Below are 15,325 nucleotides of genomic sequence, written 5' to 3' on the forward strand. Positions count from 1 at the left end.
AGAATGCCACGAAGGATCGACAAGAAATGCATCAAAAGCGTCGCGATGTCAGAGAAAATCATCTTTGTGTGGTCTGACGCCTGTCCCGTCTCATGACAAATGGCGTGACCCCGAAAAAGCTTTTGTAAACAGATGAAAACCCGTTGGGAAACCCGCAAGCCATCCCAATCTCACGCACGCTCATTGTTGTATTCATCAGCAGGTTATTGGCCTTGGCCAAACGCATTTCGCGATAAAACCCATTGGGTGTAGTGCCGAAGAAGGATTTGAACTTACGTTCCAGCGACCGATTCGAAAGGTTCAAGTCCTCGACAATCTGGCGGATGGGCAAGGGTTCCTCGATATTCTCTTGCATCAGCTTAATGCACTGATCCAGCTTGGCGTCGCCGGTGGCTGTGGTTTTTGCCCCGGAAAACGGCTGCATAGATGAGAAATCGCGAATCTGTTCATGCAGCATGATATCGGCGACCGTCATTTTGGCTGGCCCCGAGATGTGCCGCCCGATAACCGACAGTGCAATGTCTGCCGTGGCGCTCATACCGGCACAGGTCACTACGGGTCCGATCTCGGTCGCGATCAAAAGCTTCGCCTCGAACCGGGCACCGCGTTCACGCAGGAAAGAGGCATTTTCCCAATGGGTTGCCAGATCTTCCGTGCCCTGTTCATTTATGTAACGACTGGCCGCTTCAGACAGTAAAAAGACCTGTGCGCCACGGAAAGTATAGTCCGACACAATACGGCCCAACGACAGGTCTGGCTGATCCGGGTCCGTGTTGCCGATGACGAACAAATAGTCAGCCGTAGGTTGCGATGGCACTGTTAAGGTCGAAACAAAAGCGTCGCTGCTGCTTGCAATATCGCCACCGCGCAACGACCGGTAAGTATAGGTGAAAGGCGGCGAGGCACAGACCCGGTTTGCCACCCGTAGAACATCCACAAGCGAGGCGAGTTCAAGCAACACAAACCCCGGCGCGACGAGAATGTCGAAATGCCGGATCGTTTGCTTCAAGCCTTTTTGCGCCGTCTCACCTGTCATCTTCGTGCTCAGACGATGTTGTGTCCGGCTGCCCGCAACCGGGTGGCGAGCGTTTCGATGTGCTCCGGTCCGATTTCACAGCATCCGCCGACAATCGTTGCCCCCTGATCGACCCATCCCATCACGTGATCCGCGTATGCATCGGGCCCAAGATCATGGCGCTCTTCCAGCGCATCAACTGTTGGCGCATCTTCAAGAAACCCGGCCGAGATATGCGTGAACCCATTTGCATAGGCCCCAAATGGCAAGGACATTCTGGACAGGATGTCCAACGCTGCTGGGATCGCTTCGGGGCGCGAGCAATTGATCAACAGCGCATCCGGCGCATACGTTTTGACCAACGGCGCTATGTCCGCCAGGGGCTCATCCGACCTGAGACGGGTGCCGTCGTCATCGTTGACTGAAAGAGACAACCAAACCGGCTTGCCACATCCCGATGTTCCCCGCAGCGCGCCTTCGGCTTCAAGCACCGAGGACACCGTCTCGATGAGAAACAGATCCACCTGATCTGCCATAAGGCCGACTAATTCCGCAAATTTTTCGCCCGCATCGATTGGGTCGGGCTTCAGGTCGGGCCTGTATGTGGCCAACAAAGGCCCCAGAGAACCCGCGACGCGCCCCTTTGTTCCATCGCAAGCGGCTTGTGCTTGTGACAAGGCCGCATCAACAAGGGGCTCCAACTGATCTTCGATGTCTTCGAACCGCAATCGGGACCGGTGAACCGCATAAGTATTCGTTGTCGCTATTGTCGCGCCGCACCTGAAATACTCTTCGTGTACTTCGCGCACCAGCTCTGGGCGATCAATCATGACCTGAGTTGACCAGAGCGCAGTTGGCGTATCCCCGCTGCGTTTGACCAGTTCCTGGCCGATTGAACCATCCAAGAGGGTGATATCTGTCATGTCATTGCTCCTCAGGGGATCAGCACCAGCTTGCCCGGAAAGGTCTTGGATTGAAAATCCGATTGCGCCAGTGCGATGTCCCTTAACGGATAGGTGCGCGAGATCAATGGCCGGATGCGCCCGGCATTCATCAATTCGACAAGGCGGCCAAATACTTCGGGTGTCTGATGCGTACAGCCATGAATGGTTATGTCGCGCAGGTAGATATCCCTAAGATCCGCTTGAACCATCGGGCCGGCGATTGCGCCTGATACGGCGTAATGTCCACCGGGTTTCAGCGACAGGATCAACGATGCCCACGCAGGCCCGCCAACCACATCAATCACCACGTCGAACATGTCTTGTGGCAACGGTTCATCACGCTCGAAGGTTCCTGCGGTACCCTGGGATTTCACGACCTCAGCCTTTGCGGACCCCGTGACGCCCCAGACAGTGGCCCCGCGTAACGCAGCAAGCTGCACAGCGGCCATCCCAACACCACCAGACGCGCCAGTGATCAGGACCTTTTGGCCTGATGTGACACCCGCGCGGGTCAACAAGTTTTCAGCGGTCCCAAAAGCGCAGGGGATGGCTGCAATTTCAACGTCGGACAAAGGGGATGCGCTGACGTCGTACAGATCATCCGCCTCTACCAGACAGTATTGGGCAAACGCCCCGTCGATCTCGGACCCCAATGCAATAAAGCCCTGAGGGTGACCGGGACGCGGACGCGGCAGGTTGATCGGGCAGGTTACGCGTTGGCCTGGACTGAAATGAACTCTATCACCCACTGCCTCGATGATGCCGCACAGATCCCCACCCTGAATGCGTGGGAAACGTAGGGCGCCACCCCACCCGCCGGCTTCGACGTCCTGATCCACAGCATCCGTAGCGCCGGTCACATCCGACGAGTACCAGCCGACCCGCGTATTGATATCAGTGTTGTTCACACCGGCAGCGGCAACCCGAACAAGGACCTGCCCGGGACCGGGCTTTGGCACCGGAATATCTTCGCGCCACTCTAAGACTTCGGGTCCACCGTGACCCGTCAGATAGACACCAGACATGGTTTTTGGGATAGCCATTTCAGACCTCATCATCCGGATGCGGCGGGACGGGACCCATGGGAACGATGTCGTAGCGCGCATTGACCTCGGCCATCTTGGCCTCGTCCGCAAAGTCTGCCTCGGTCATCTTTGCAAGTTCGGCAAGGAACCCATCAAACCCTGACGGTTGAAAGATCATGAGCATCTTGGCTGGCGCATCACCTACGACGCGACAGGCATGCGGTACTCCGGGTGGCACATGCATCGTGGTGCCCTGCCCGCATCGATGCCAGCCGCCGTCGACATAGAAGTCAACTTCACCTTCCAGAAAATAGAAGGTTTCGGCGTGGGTATCATGGCGATGAAGGCCAAGCGCGAAGCTGGCCTTCAAGTTGTCTTCCATAAGCGTGTATGCGCCATCTGTGTCCTGACCTGACACCTTCACGAAGGTATGGTCATTTTCCCAATCATAGTTGGGGCCCTCGCCGGGCCCCAGTTTGGCGTATCGTTTGCTCATGGCGGTCTCCGCAAGAAGTTAAGCGCGCAACCGCTCGTTCTCGGGATCCCAAAGCGGTTGATCCTGCTCTACCACAGCGCGGCACTTTTGGCCGTAGATTTCGACCTCAAGCTCGGTACCCGGGTTCGCAAGCTCAGCCTTGATCATGCCCAGCGCGATGGACTTGCCCACACGGTACCCCCATGCGCCCGACGTCGTCTCACCGACGATCTCATCGCCCTGCCAGATGCAAGACATGTAAGGCGCGTCGCAATCCCCAGCCTCAACAGTCAGGGTGACGAACGACTTCTTCACGCCTTGCTGCTTTTCGCTCAGGATCGCGGCCTTGCCGGGGAAGTCCTGCGGTTTGTCCAGTTTGACGAACCGCTCCAAACCCCCTTCGAGCAGCGAGTAATCGGTCGACAAATCGCCCTTCCATGCGCGGTATCCCTTCTCGATCCGCAGAGAGTTCAGGGCGTACATGCCGAACGGCTTGACCCCTGCACCGAGGATCGCGTCGTAGATCGCAGGCATATCCGCGTTGAGTGCGTGTACTTCCCACCCCAACTCACCAGCAAAAGAAACGCGGATCAGGTGGGCCGATTGGCCAGCAACAGTGGCGGCCTGATGGGTCAGCCAGCCCGAGGACAGATCGGCGTCGGTCAAACCCGACAGGATCTCACGCGATTTCGGGCCGGTGACGATCAGTGTGTCGCGGGTTGTAGTGACGTCCTCAACCGATACGCTGGCGGGCATTGCATTCACCAGAATATCCCGGTCATGCCATTGCGCCGTTGCGGCGGTGATCATGACGAACTCATCTTCACCCAAACGCAGACAGGACATTTCGGTCAGGATACGGCCCCGGTCATCGGAAATATAGACCAGATTGATACGGCCCACTTTAGGCAATCCACCAGCTACTAGGCCACGCAGTGCCTCGGCAGCGCCTTCGCCTTTGACCATGAAACGCGAGAACCCTGGCAGGTCAAGCACGCCGCAATGGTCGCGCACCGCCTCGCATTCTTCTTTGATCCGCTGCTCCCACGGACCGGAACGGCCCCAAGTATGCGTTGCCTCAAGCGTGGTGTCATCACCCGGCTGCGCGAACCAGTTGGCGCGTTCCCAACCGTTGTAAACGCCCATCACGCCGCCAAGCGCTTTGACCTTTTCATGAACTGGTGACAGCTTTTTGTCACGCGCAGCTGGCCATTCGTGGTGCGGGAAATGCATGGCGTATTCGTTGCCGTAGACTTCCATGCCTTTCTGGTTGCAATAGTCCTGATCGGTGTAATCGGTGTAACGACGTGGATCGACGGCCCACATATCCCATTCGGTCGCGCCGTCAACGATCCATTCCGCCAGCACCTTGCCCGCGCCACCGCCCTGCGCGATGCCAAAGGTAAAGCTGTGCGCCTCAAATGCGTTTTTCACACCGGGCATCGGACCGATCAGCGGCAGGCCATCAGGCGCGTAGGGGATCGGACCATTGATTACACGTCCAACGCCCGAGGTTGCCATCAGTGGCACCCGCTCCATGGCGTCGGTGACGATATCCTCGATTCGATCTAGATCGTCATTCCAAAGCTGGAAGCTGAAATCCTCGGGCATCGGATCGTCTTCGGTCATCCAGTGGCCCTTGCAGTTGGGCTCGTAGGGGCCAAGGTTGAAGCCGTTCTTCTCCTGCCGCAGGTAGTAGGAGACATCGACGTCGCGCAGCAGCGGCAGCTTGCCGCCATGCTCTTTCGACCACGCCTCAACCTCGGGGACTTCATCCGTCAGCAGGTATTGATGGCTCATGACCATCGCGGGAACGGTGCGGCCGCCGAATGGCTTGAACATCTCGCCCACGCGCTGCGCATAGTAGCCGGCGGCGTTCACCACATAGTCACAGGCGATGTCGCCCTTTTCCGTATGCACGGTCCAGCTGCCATCGTCATGCTGTGTCACATCGGTGGCCGGGCAGAAACGGATGATCTTCTGACCCAAATCGCGCGCGCCTTTGGCCAACGCCTGCGTCAGCTGCGCCGGGTCGATATCGCCATCGGTCGGATCGTACAACACGCCCTCAAGGTCATGCGTCTCAAGGAACGGATAATGCTCCTTGGCCTGTTCCGGGGTCCACATCTCCATCGGGATGCCCTGATAGCGGCCCATGGACATGGCGCGCTCGAACTCTTGCATCCGCTCTTTGCTATGCGCCAGACGGATCGACCCCGAGACGTGGTAGTTCATCGGATAGTCAACTTCTTCGGCCAAGCGCGAATATAGCTCGGTCGAGTAGCGCTGCATGTTCATGATCGCCCATGAGGTCGAGAAGGTCGGCACGTTGCCCGCCGCGTGCCAAGTCGAGCCAGCCGTCAGCTCGTTCTTTTCCAGCAGAACGCAGTCGGTCCAGCCCTTCTTGGCCAGATGATAAAGGGACGAGCAGCCCACGACGCCGCCACCGATGATGACAACACGGGCTTTGGTTGGAAAGTCACTCATGTGTTTTAATCCTCTGTTACTGTGCCCGCTGGGGCAGATCGTCTGAGATGTCGTAGTAGTCACCTTTGTCAGCGACAAAGATGTGCTTTGAGAGCTTCAGGCCCGTAGGTTCGCTGAGCGCACCCATGGAAATCGAAATCGTGTCTTCGGCATTGTGCTGCCAGAACAGGAAAGATCCACATTCACTGCAAAAGCCACGCCGCGCGGTATCTGATGCACGGAACCAACGCAGCGTGTCGCTTGCGGTAAAGCTCAGGTTGTCCTGATGGGTCGAGGTCGAGGACCAGATATGGCCCGACTGCTTACGGCACTGGCCGCAATGGCATGCCGAGGGCGGCGACAGCTCTCCGTCGATGGTAAACGCGACCGCGCCGCACAGGCAGGAACCCGTGTGCATACAATTACCCCCTTGCTGCGGGCGTGGAGCTGGCCCCCAGCAACACGCCATAGATGATGAAACAGGCCGCCATCACACGGCGAACCCAGATGTTAAACACAGCCCCCAGCGCCGCCTTGCCCATCAGCGCGCCCAGTAGGGTGAAGCCGGTATAGCTGAGCGTGGTGATGATCAGCGCCGTGGGCATGATAACTCCCATCTGCTGCCAGATCGGCACGTCGGGCTGCACGAATTGCGAAAAGGCCGCCAGGTACCCTGCCACGCTTTTGGGATTTATCGTCGCCACCGCCAGCGCGTGAAAATAGACATGCCGCGCAGGGCGTTCTGAGGCCGGTGCAGGTTTTGTAGCGTTCATCCAGCCTCGGATTCCGACCCATATCAGGAAACCTGCACCAATCAGCTTGGCGATGAAAAATCCAGTTGGTGACGCCGCGATCAAGGCCGTGATGCCCAGCGCCGATAAGATCAGGAACGCGCTTGCTTGCGTGAGGATGGCCAGAACACCCAACATTGCCTTTGGGAATGGCAAACTCATCCCGTTTGAGATGCAATTGACCGCGTTCGGGCCCGGAGTGGTTACGAATACCACCCAGAACAGCGCGAATATGGTCCAGGCCTCAAAGCTCATCAGTACACCGGTGGGGCAATGACCCAGATGGCCACCGCAGGCTCATCATAGGGGTTAGACCATTGATAAGGTTCGTGTTTGATCCGAAAGCTGTCACCCGGACCGACAGTGAAAGCCCGCGACCCGATGGTCAGATCCAATCGGCCCGAGATCATGTACCCCACTTCCTGCGTTGGGCGATGGGCTGGGGTCTGCATCTTCGAGTTGGGCTCGAACGTGGAATGTACCATTTCAAAATCATCGGTCAGATCAGGCGAAAGCAGTTCCTCGATCAACCCTTCTTCACCCGACCCCATGGGACGACGTGTGCCCGCACGAACGACATAACCCTTTTCCTCAACCGGAACCGCTGCATGGGCAAACAGCATCGACATCGGCACGCCAAGGCATTCAGCAATCTGACGCAGATCCGAGATCGAAGGATCGGACATGTCCCGTTCAACCTGACTGAGCCAACCGACCGAACGATCAAGGCGGGTCGCGATCTCTGTCAGGGTCAACCCGCGCGCTTTGCGCAAGGCCCTTAAATCAGCACCCAATGTCGCGCTTTGTGGGGCTTGGCTGTTCACACAGTTGCTCCGAATCTCGTGAAATTTTAAATCTGTTTTTCACGATGGGACAAATTGATGAAATTTCCAAGCATTTTTTCATCTGGTCGCCTGCGCCAAGTGCGATGCACGTTACCAGTTTGTGTGCAGAACGCTGTCACGGAACGGTTCGTGGACCTAAGGCACCATCGGCGCGCCGATTTCGCGGACGTAAATCTCTGTGTCCACAGACGAGTCGTCGCGGGAGAGTGTAAAACCCGATTTTTGCAACACGCGGGCAGAGGCCGGGTTGTCGCGTCCAACCCCCGCGACCAAGCGAACGGCTGGGCCCGAAGTACACGCGGCGACAAATCCGTCCAAAAGCTCTGAGGCATAGCCTTTGCCCCATGCCGTTTCTGCAATCAGGTAGCCGAGATGGACCGTCGGCACAGATTTATGGGCAGAATCCAGTGCCAGTATCATCAGGCCGATCAGATGACGGTCATGTTTTTGGCGAACCAACAAAACATCACTTTCTGCGCAACGATCATCGATCCAATGAGATATGCCCCGGTCCTGTACCTGCATGGACGGCGGCAGGGGTCCAAGCACATTTGGGGTCAAAATCGTGATGAGTTCGTCTTCCAGACTTTCACGCAACGAAGGGTCCCGGAGTTCCTCTCTCCAGTGAAAAACCGAAAGGCGTGGTGTGAGGAATTGGTCTGGGCCCATGCCTGCTCCAACATGTTGGGGACGGTGGCATTTTAACGGGTACCGGGCAAAACCGAAACACGGCGCACTATAGTCAGGCGCAAGCCTGCCCTGCTTTGGTTAAACCTGAGCGAAGGTCCTGGACAGAATCCTCGACAGGTACTCTGCGTCATTGGCTGAAAATGCATCCGGTTGATCGCTATCGATGTCAAAAACCGCAATCACTTCACCGGCAGCATTGTGGACGGGCAACACCAGTTCGGACCGGGTTGAAGATGCGCACGCAATATGGCCTGGGAAAGCGTCCACGTCTGGGACGAGCTGCACTTCACCCGTCCGGGCGGCAGCCCCACAAACGCCGCGTTCGAACGGAATGACAAGGCACCCATGCCCGCCTTGGTAAGGGCCGATTTTCAACAGACCGGGTTCCACAACACGGTAGAATCCGGTCCAGTCAAAGCGGTCATCGGAATGATGCACTTCGCACGCAACCGTGGCCATCAAAGCGACCTGATCCGTTTCGCCTTCGGTCAATGCCGCGATGGTTTTGGCCAGAGTTTCATAATCGGTTTTCATCGTGTCTAATCCATTGGGGCCGCGCGGGGGCGCTGCCCCCGCACCCCCGGAGTATTTGGAAAAAGATGAAGGGTCAAACGCGTTCGATCGCAATTGCAGTGCCTTCACCGCCGCCGATGCAGATGGCCGCGACACCGCGTTTGAGGTCTCGCTTTTCCAACGCGTTCAACAATGTCACCATGATGCGCGCACCCGAGGCACCGATAGGATGGCCCAACGCACAAGCCCCGCCATTCACGTTCACTTTGTCGCGCGGCAGACCCATCTCGTGCATGAACGCCATCGGCACAACAGCAAAGGCTTCATTGACCTCCCAAAGATCAACATCCTCCTTGTTCCAACCGATGCTGGACAAGAGTTTCTGTGCGGCCGGAACCGGCGCAGTGGTAAACAGTCCGGGCGCTTGCGCGTGGCTGGCATGACCCAGAATACGGGCGCGCACCGTCAGTCCTTGGGCTTCGGCGGCTTCGGCAGAGACTAAAACAAGCGCAGCAGCACCGTCAGAAATCGACGACGAGTTGGCAGCCGTCACGGTGCCATCCTTACGAAACGCGGGCTTCAAGGTGGGTATCTTTTCAGGGTGGGCGGATTTTGGTTGTTCGTCTGTGTCCTGCACAACCTCACCCTTTCGCGTGCGTACTGTGACAGGCGCAATCTCGTGTTCAAATGCGCCGTTTTCCTGCGCCGCAAGGGCACTGGACAGAGATTGGAGCGCATATTCGTCCTGAGCTTCGCGCGTAAACTGATAGGCTTCTGCACAGTCTTCGGCAAAGGTGCCCATCAGGCGGCCTTTCTCATAGGCGTCCTCGAGCCCGTCGAGGAACATGTGATCGACCACCTGACCATGACCTATACGGGCACCACCACGCATTTTGGGCAGCAGGTACGGGGCATTCGTCATACTCTCCATTCCGCCTGCAACCATTGTATCCGCGTGACCCAACGCAATCTGGTCAAAGGCCATCATCGCCGCTTTCATGCCCGAGCCGCACATCTTGTTCAGCGTGGTTGCCGGGACCTCTTCGCCTAACCCAGCAGCAAAACCAGCCTGACGCGCAGGGGCCTGGCCCTGACCTGCTGGCAACACACATCCCATCAGCACTTCATCAACGGTCTGCGCCCGCGCCTGGCTTAACGCAGCCCGGATCGCTTCTCCGCCAAGGTCAGCCGCGGCAACTCCGTCAAACATGCCCTGAAAGCCCCCCATTGGCGTTCTTGCGGCCCCTGCAATCACAACGTCTTTCATCCGGGTTTTCCTCCTGCTTCACGGCCATTGAATACCGAATGGTAAGAATTGGCGTCTAGCGTATTTCTACGACTCATTTTTTTGATTGGAGGGTGCCGGACTATGGGGCTGACCAGCACATCAAAGGGCGCAACGCAGATCATTACCGTTCATTCCAATCGGATTGATGCCGCGATGGCCATTCAGTTCAAGGAAGACATGCGGTCGGAAACCGAAACCGGCGCAATTCGGGTTGTCCTGGATCTGTCCAGCGTCGACTTCATTGATTCCAGCGGTTTGGGCGCGATTGTCGCGTCGATGAAACAATTGGGCAAAGACAGGCGGCTGGATTTGGCCGGACCGCAGCCCGTGGTCGAGAAAGTCTTTCGCTTGACACGCATGGATACGGTTTTTCGGTTGTTTGCGACACTGGACGACGCGCTGTCCTCGCCAGATGCATAACCAAGGCAGGAGTGGATGGGCGTGGAGCCAATTTGTAACAAGACCTGTCTGGAACTAAGCTTCCCGGCCACAGACACAGAAGCAAGTGCAGGTATCGCGCAGCTTAGTAGTGGTCTGGCAAACCATGGATTGCCACCTCATAAATCGGACGATGTGAAGATTGCATTGGCTGAAGCAATCAACAATGTGGTGGAACACGCATACAAGGGCATTGCACCGGCCAATGTTCAGGTTACGTGTCGGCTGGATCGGGATCGGCTGGACATCCTGATCTCTGACACCGGGCACCCGCTTCCTGGTTTACAAATGCCGGACGGAACACCCGCACCGCTGGGGGAAACAACACAAGATCTGCCGGAAGGGGGGTTTGGCTGGTTCCTGATTCATCAGCTTACCAGTGACATTCGATATGAACACCGGGATGGGTGCAACCGGCTGTCCCTGAGGTTTAACTTCGGTAAAAACGCCTAATCAGGCCCAATTGGTCACAATAACGCCATTTTCGAAACATTGTCGCGCCTCAAACAACCGCCATACAGTGACTCGTAGCTCAGATAGCTTCCCTCGGCGCCAATTATCACAGCCCCCACCCAGTGAAAGGCGCCGAGGAACTTCTCCCCCTGAAATCTCTGGACAATCCCCAATCAGTGAATAGCTTTCCCTTGTTCAAAGGAGAGAGAATTCGCCATGCGGGATTTGCATAAACCGGGCCGGTCAGAAGTGTTTGCAACGCAGGGGATGTGCGCAACCTCTCACCCGCTGGCGGCCAAGGCGGCAATCGATATTCTTGAGCGGGGTGGCAACGCAATGGACGCAGCGATTGCCGGGGCGGTCCTGTTGGGGATCTGCGAGCCTCAGATGACCGGTTTGGGTGGCGATTGTTTTGTTCTTTTCAACCGCCCCGGCGAACATCAAATACGTGCCCTGAACGGCTCGGGCCGATCTCCGGCTGCCGCGCAGGCACAGCCTTTGCGCGATCAGGGCTTGTCATCTGTGCCGCTGAATGGACCGGATGCGGTGACGATTCCCGGTGCAGTAGACGCTTTCTGCCATTTGGCAGAAACGGAAGGGCGCTTGGGGTTGGACGCGATCCTGACCCCCGCAATTCACTATGCGGAAGCAGGCGTTCCGGTTGCACCCCGGGTTGCGTTTGATTGGAAGATCGGAGCGGCTACCCTGCAAGGCCCAGCCCGAGACCACTATCTGATCGACGGGCAAGCCCCCTCAGTCGGGCAGATCTTTCGCGCGCCGGGTCAGGCCGAAGTGTTACGTCGGATCGCGCAAGAAGGGCGCGACGCGTTTTATTCCGGCGAAATTGCCGAGGACATGATCGCTGCACTGTCCATTCGGGGTGGAGTTCACACCGCTGAGGATTTTCAAAACACGAAATACACAGAAACGCAGCCAATGCAGGGCGCCTATCAAGGGGTCGATCTGGTCGAACATCCGCCAAACGGTCAGGGCGCGACCGCAATTCTGTTGCTCAATATTCTGAAACATTTTGACGTGGCCAACATGGACCCCTTTGGCGCTGAGAGGGTGCATATCGAGGCTGAGGCCACCAAGCTGGCCTATGATGCGCGCAACCGGTTTATCGCGGACCCTGACCACATGTCCAAAGCGGAACGTTTCCTTGACCCTGAACTGGCCGCCAAACTGGCCGCGCTTATTGATCCGAAACGTGCCATGCCTGCGGCAGCACCATTGACCGAGGCCATTCACAAGGACACCGTCTACATCACTGTTGTTGATCGCGACCAGATGGCGGTTTCGTTGATCTATTCGATTTTCCATAGTTTTGGATCAGGGATCGCTTCGGAAAAGTACGGCATTTTGCTGCAAAACCGTGGCGCTGGCTTCACGCTGGATACTGGCCATCCAAACGAGTTGGCTGGAAGCCAGCGTCCGATGCACACAATCATTCCAGGGATGCTGGCCGAAAACGACCGCGTAATGATGCCCTTTGGTGTGATGGGCGGAGCGTACCAGCCCACCGGCCACGCGCGATTTGTGTCAAACCTCAGGGATTTCGGTCTTGAGCTACAAGAAAGCATCAACGCTCCACGCGCGTTTTTCGACGGATCGGTTCTGAAACTGGAACGCGGCTATCCCGATAAGGTAGCGAAACAATTGTCAGAAATTGGGCATACTATCGAAGTGCCGGAAACTCCGCTTGGCGGGGCGCAAGCGATCCGAATCCGAAAAGACGGTATTTTGGAGGGTGCCAGCGACCCGCGCAAGGACGGTTGCGCCCTTGGATACTAGAGCCCACTTACGAGGGCTGTCGCGGTTGGGCAACTTTAGTTCAGGTGGAAATGCAATGGGTACGAGCCGTCTTCGAACGGGCCGAACATATTGGGAATATCGGGGTGCTCAACAGGCTCACCGGAATAGTCCGCAACCAGATTTTGTTCTGAAACATAAGCAACATAGAAGGATTGGTCGTTCTCAGCCAACAGGTGATAAAACGGTTGCTCTTTCCGCGGGCGGCTGTCTTCGGGGATGGCCTGATACCATTCCTCGGTGTTCGAAAATTCTGGGTCCACGTCAAAAATCACCCCTCGAAAAGGGTGTTTTTTATGACGAACCACCTGGCCTAAGCCGTATTTTGCACGTGTCTTTAGCATTGTTTCAGCCCCCAAAGCATTTACTACCCGTTTCTGGCCGGAAAAGCCAATCATTGATGTGAAACTCAGGGAAACAGTCTGTGAACCTAATACTAACAGTGTTCGAAATTGTGGCGCCGGTCTTTCTGTTGTCAGGGATTGGTTTTGCCTGGGTAAAGCTGGGATTCGAGTACCGCCTTCAGTTCGTAACCCGGTTTGCGACGACCCTAGCAATGCCCAGCCTGATCTTTGTGGCTCTGATGCAAACTGAAATTCCGGGCGGAGACCTTTCGCGCTTCACGATGGCAACTCTGATTGCAAATCTATTGTTGGCCGGGGTGTTCTGGGTGATCGTTCGGGTGTTGCACCTGAACCAACGGACATATCTGTCACCGTTGATATTCGGGAATACCGGCAATCTTGGCCTGCCTTTGTGTATCTTTGCCTTTGGTCAGGTCGGATTGGGATATGCGGTAATCTTCCTGTCTGTTACTGCCTTATTTTCCTTTACTTACGGGATCTATCTGGTTGCCGGGAAAGGCGCGTGGGGGCAAGTTTTACGCCAGCCGATGGCATGGGCCACCATTTTGGGGGCCATTTTCCTGTGGCAGGGGTGGCAAACGCCCACCTTCCTGACCAACACGCTTGACCTGTTGGGGCAGATGGCAGTCCCATTGATGTTGGTGACAGTGGGTGTGGCAATCGCCCGCCTGACGTCGCGCAGTATCGGGCACGCTATTTGGCTATCGGCGTTGAAGCTGGCCGTTTGTTTCGCTCTAGGATGGGGGATCGGTGTTCTTTTCGATCTCGACACCATCGCCTTTGGCGTTCTGGTGCTGCAGATGTGCACACCCGTTGCGGTGACGTCATACCTGTTGGCGGAACGGTTTGGTGCCGACGCAGATGCCGTTGCCGGAATGGTCATGGTGTCGACCGTCCTTTCCGTTGCGGCACTGCCTGCCATCCTGGCTATCGTTTTGTAACGATTGTGATTTCATAATCGCTCAATCTGCGCTAGAATGAGCAAAAAAGGCATGAGGCACATGAGCAGAATTCTTATCGTACTCTTCGGGGTGCTGCTTTTGGCATCCTGTGGGGGCGGCTCGAAACAGCCGCCCAGCAAATTGAATGACGCGTGCAGCATTGCGCGCGAAAAACCCGACTATATCAGGGCTTTCAAGAACACCGAACGTAAATGGGGTGTTCCCGTGCACGTTCAGATGGCCACGATCTATCAGGAAAGCCGCTATCGCCACGATGCGCGCACCCCGCACAGATACGTTCTGGGCGTCATCCCGATGGGCCGACAAAGCAGTGCTTATGGCTATGGCCAAGCGCTTGACGGCACGTGGGAGCAATACCAACGTGAAACCGGAAAACGCCGCGCCAAGCGGGATCGGATTCGCGACGCGTCTGATTTTATCGGCTGGTACATGAATAAAAGTTACGAACGTAACGGTATTCACCCAGCAGATACGCGCAATCAATATCTCGCTTATCACGAAGGCCATACCGGCTTCGCGCGTGGAAGTTACAACAGCAAGTCCTGGTTGTTGAACGTGGCCAGTGACGTGGATGCGCGCGCGCAATTATACCAGGCGCAGTTGGCCAACTGCCGGTACTGACAAAGCTTGATCGGGTCAGCGATTGCCTGACCCGACCCTTTTTCTGTTCGAGAACAAGTCCTGATCGAGGCGCCCGCCTTCGGTCAGAGCACCCAGAAGAACAGTTGTCTGACCCCCAGCATTGTCGTGAATCACCCATTTACGCAGCTCGACCGGATCGTCTGTGAACATCAGATCAATCCGCCCTGCTTCTGGGTTCTTAGGGTCTTGCGCCGTGACCACAGTGGCGGTGCCGTCAAAACTGTGCCCCACGACCATATTGGCCTGCCCCAAGTTTACGTTCCGCGCCAGTACGATTGACAGGGGCGTCCGCTTCAGCGGGTATTGCTCGGGCGGTTGATTTGATTTCGGATCGAAAATCTGAACACTGCCGGAACGCGCAAGCACCACTGCACTGTTGGGTGGATCATATTCAAACCGCATCTTGCCCGGGCGCTGCATCCACAGCTTACCGGTGCTCAGCGATCCATCGTCGTTCACTTGCGTGAAGGTCGTCTCAACCGTTTTCAATCCGTTCAGGTAATTGGAAATCTGCGAAAGCGGCAACTTATCCGCCGCCCATGCGGCAGGTGCGGCCAGTGTCAAAGCAAGGGCAAAAGCAATCTGTTTCATGCCGTACAAA

The 15,325-nt window shown here is 56.6% G+C and carries 18 protein-coding genes; 5 read left to right on the forward strand and 13 right to left on the reverse strand.

What is annotated here, in order from left to right:
- Positions 1 to 58: 58 nt before the first annotated feature.
- The 11 genes from GOV90_RS06615 to GOV90_RS06665 form a co-directional block, all read right to left on the reverse strand.
- Positions 59 to 1,036 carry a GlxA family transcriptional regulator gene (locus GOV90_RS06615; protein WP_171095895.1) on the reverse strand — a complete coding sequence of 326 codons (978 nt, stop codon included), beginning with the start codon at positions 1,034 to 1,036 and terminating at the stop codon, positions 59 to 61.
- Between the two features lie 8 nt (positions 1,037 to 1,044).
- Entirely contained in the window at positions 1,045 to 1,938 is an 894-nt protein-coding gene (locus GOV90_RS06620; protein ID WP_171095893.1) for a homocysteine S-methyltransferase family protein, read from the reverse strand.
- Positions 1,939 to 1,949: 11 nt separating this feature from the next.
- Positions 1,950 to 3,002 carry an alcohol dehydrogenase family protein gene (locus GOV90_RS06625; protein ID WP_171095891.1) on the reverse strand — a complete coding sequence of 351 codons (1,053 nt, stop codon included), beginning with the start codon at positions 3,000 to 3,002 and terminating at the stop codon, positions 1,950 to 1,952.
- Between the two features lies 1 nt (position 3,003).
- Positions 3,004 to 3,480 carry a cupin domain-containing protein gene (locus GOV90_RS06630; RefSeq protein ID WP_171095888.1) on the reverse strand — a complete coding sequence of 159 codons (477 nt, stop codon included), beginning with the start codon at positions 3,478 to 3,480 and terminating at the stop codon, positions 3,004 to 3,006.
- A gap of 18 nt (positions 3,481 to 3,498) precedes the next feature.
- The gene (locus GOV90_RS06635; protein WP_171095886.1) at positions 3,499 to 5,946 is read right to left on the reverse strand and encodes an FAD-dependent oxidoreductase; all 2,448 of its coding nucleotides are present in this window, start codon (positions 5,944 to 5,946) and stop codon (positions 3,499 to 3,501) included.
- Positions 5,947 to 5,962: 16 nt separating this feature from the next.
- Positions 5,963 to 6,343 carry a GFA family protein gene (locus tag GOV90_RS06640; RefSeq protein WP_171095884.1) on the reverse strand — a complete coding sequence of 127 codons (381 nt, stop codon included), beginning with the start codon at positions 6,341 to 6,343 and terminating at the stop codon, positions 5,963 to 5,965.
- A 4-nt stretch (positions 6,344 to 6,347) separates the two neighbouring features.
- Positions 6,348 to 6,971, reverse strand: a complete 624-nt coding sequence (locus tag GOV90_RS06645; protein WP_171095882.1) for a LysE family translocator — start codon at positions 6,969 to 6,971, stop codon at positions 6,348 to 6,350.
- Positions 6,971 to 7,540: an XRE family transcriptional regulator gene (locus GOV90_RS06650; protein ID WP_171095880.1), complete on the reverse strand. Its 570-nt coding sequence runs from the start codon at positions 7,538 to 7,540 to the stop codon at positions 6,971 to 6,973. The genes GOV90_RS06645 and GOV90_RS06650 overlap by 1 nt, the downstream gene beginning before the upstream one ends.
- A gap of 156 nt (positions 7,541 to 7,696) precedes the next feature.
- Positions 7,697 to 8,230: a GNAT family N-acetyltransferase gene (locus GOV90_RS06655; protein WP_171095878.1), complete on the reverse strand. Its 534-nt coding sequence runs from the start codon at positions 8,228 to 8,230 to the stop codon at positions 7,697 to 7,699.
- 99 nt (positions 8,231 to 8,329) lie between these two features.
- Positions 8,330 to 8,785 (reverse strand): GAF domain-containing protein, encoded by a 456-nt coding sequence (locus GOV90_RS06660; protein WP_171095876.1) that lies wholly within the window; start codon positions 8,783 to 8,785, stop codon positions 8,330 to 8,332.
- A gap of 73 nt (positions 8,786 to 8,858) precedes the next feature.
- Positions 8,859 to 10,031 (reverse strand): acetyl-CoA C-acyltransferase, encoded by a 1,173-nt coding sequence (locus GOV90_RS06665; protein WP_171095874.1) that lies wholly within the window; start codon positions 10,029 to 10,031, stop codon positions 8,859 to 8,861.
- Positions 10,032 to 10,133: 102 nt separating this feature from the next.
- Here GOV90_RS06665 and GOV90_RS06670 point away from each other — a divergent pair, with 102 nt between their 5' ends.
- The 3 genes from GOV90_RS06670 to GOV90_RS06680 all read left to right on the forward strand — a co-directional run bounded on the left by GOV90_RS06670 (position 10,134) and on the right by GOV90_RS06680 (position 12,737).
- On the forward strand, positions 10,134 to 10,472 hold the full coding sequence (locus GOV90_RS06670; protein WP_171095872.1) for an STAS domain-containing protein: 339 nt from the start codon (positions 10,134 to 10,136) through the stop codon (positions 10,470 to 10,472).
- Between the two features lie 15 nt (positions 10,473 to 10,487).
- Positions 10,488 to 10,943, forward strand: a complete 456-nt coding sequence (locus GOV90_RS06675; protein ID WP_171095870.1) for an ATP-binding protein — start codon at positions 10,488 to 10,490, stop codon at positions 10,941 to 10,943.
- Positions 10,944 to 11,159: 216 nt separating this feature from the next.
- Positions 11,160 to 12,737, forward strand: coding sequence for a gamma-glutamyltransferase family protein (locus GOV90_RS06680; RefSeq protein WP_171095868.1), 1,578 nt, complete (start codon positions 11,160 to 11,162; stop codon positions 12,735 to 12,737).
- A 35-nt stretch (positions 12,738 to 12,772) separates the two neighbouring features.
- Here the strand turns inward: GOV90_RS06680 and hspQ are convergent, their stop codons facing one another.
- A complete protein-coding gene (gene hspQ / locus GOV90_RS06685) occupies positions 12,773 to 13,099 on the reverse strand; it encodes a heat shock protein HspQ (RefSeq protein ID WP_117872061.1) in 327 nt (108 codons plus the stop codon).
- An 80-nt stretch (positions 13,100 to 13,179) separates the two neighbouring features.
- Here hspQ and GOV90_RS06690 point away from each other — a divergent pair, with 80 nt between their 5' ends.
- Both GOV90_RS06690 and GOV90_RS06695 read left to right on the forward strand, forming a co-directional pair.
- Positions 13,180 to 14,061, forward strand: coding sequence for an AEC family transporter (locus GOV90_RS06690; protein WP_171095867.1), 882 nt, complete (start codon positions 13,180 to 13,182; stop codon positions 14,059 to 14,061).
- Between the two features lie 60 nt (positions 14,062 to 14,121).
- Positions 14,122 to 14,703, forward strand: a complete 582-nt coding sequence (locus GOV90_RS06695; RefSeq protein ID WP_171095865.1) for a lytic transglycosylase — start codon at positions 14,122 to 14,124, stop codon at positions 14,701 to 14,703.
- A gap of 15 nt (positions 14,704 to 14,718) precedes the next feature.
- Here the strand turns inward: GOV90_RS06695 and GOV90_RS06700 are convergent, their stop codons facing one another.
- A complete protein-coding gene (locus tag GOV90_RS06700) occupies positions 14,719 to 15,315 on the reverse strand; it encodes an outer membrane lipoprotein carrier protein LolA (protein ID WP_171095863.1) in 597 nt (198 codons plus the stop codon).
- Positions 15,316 to 15,325 lie beyond the last annotated feature (10 nt).

This window comes from Ruegeria sp. HKCCA5929 (genome assembly GCF_013034525.1).
Taxonomy (GTDB): domain Bacteria; phylum Pseudomonadota; class Alphaproteobacteria; order Rhodobacterales; family Rhodobacteraceae; genus Ruegeria.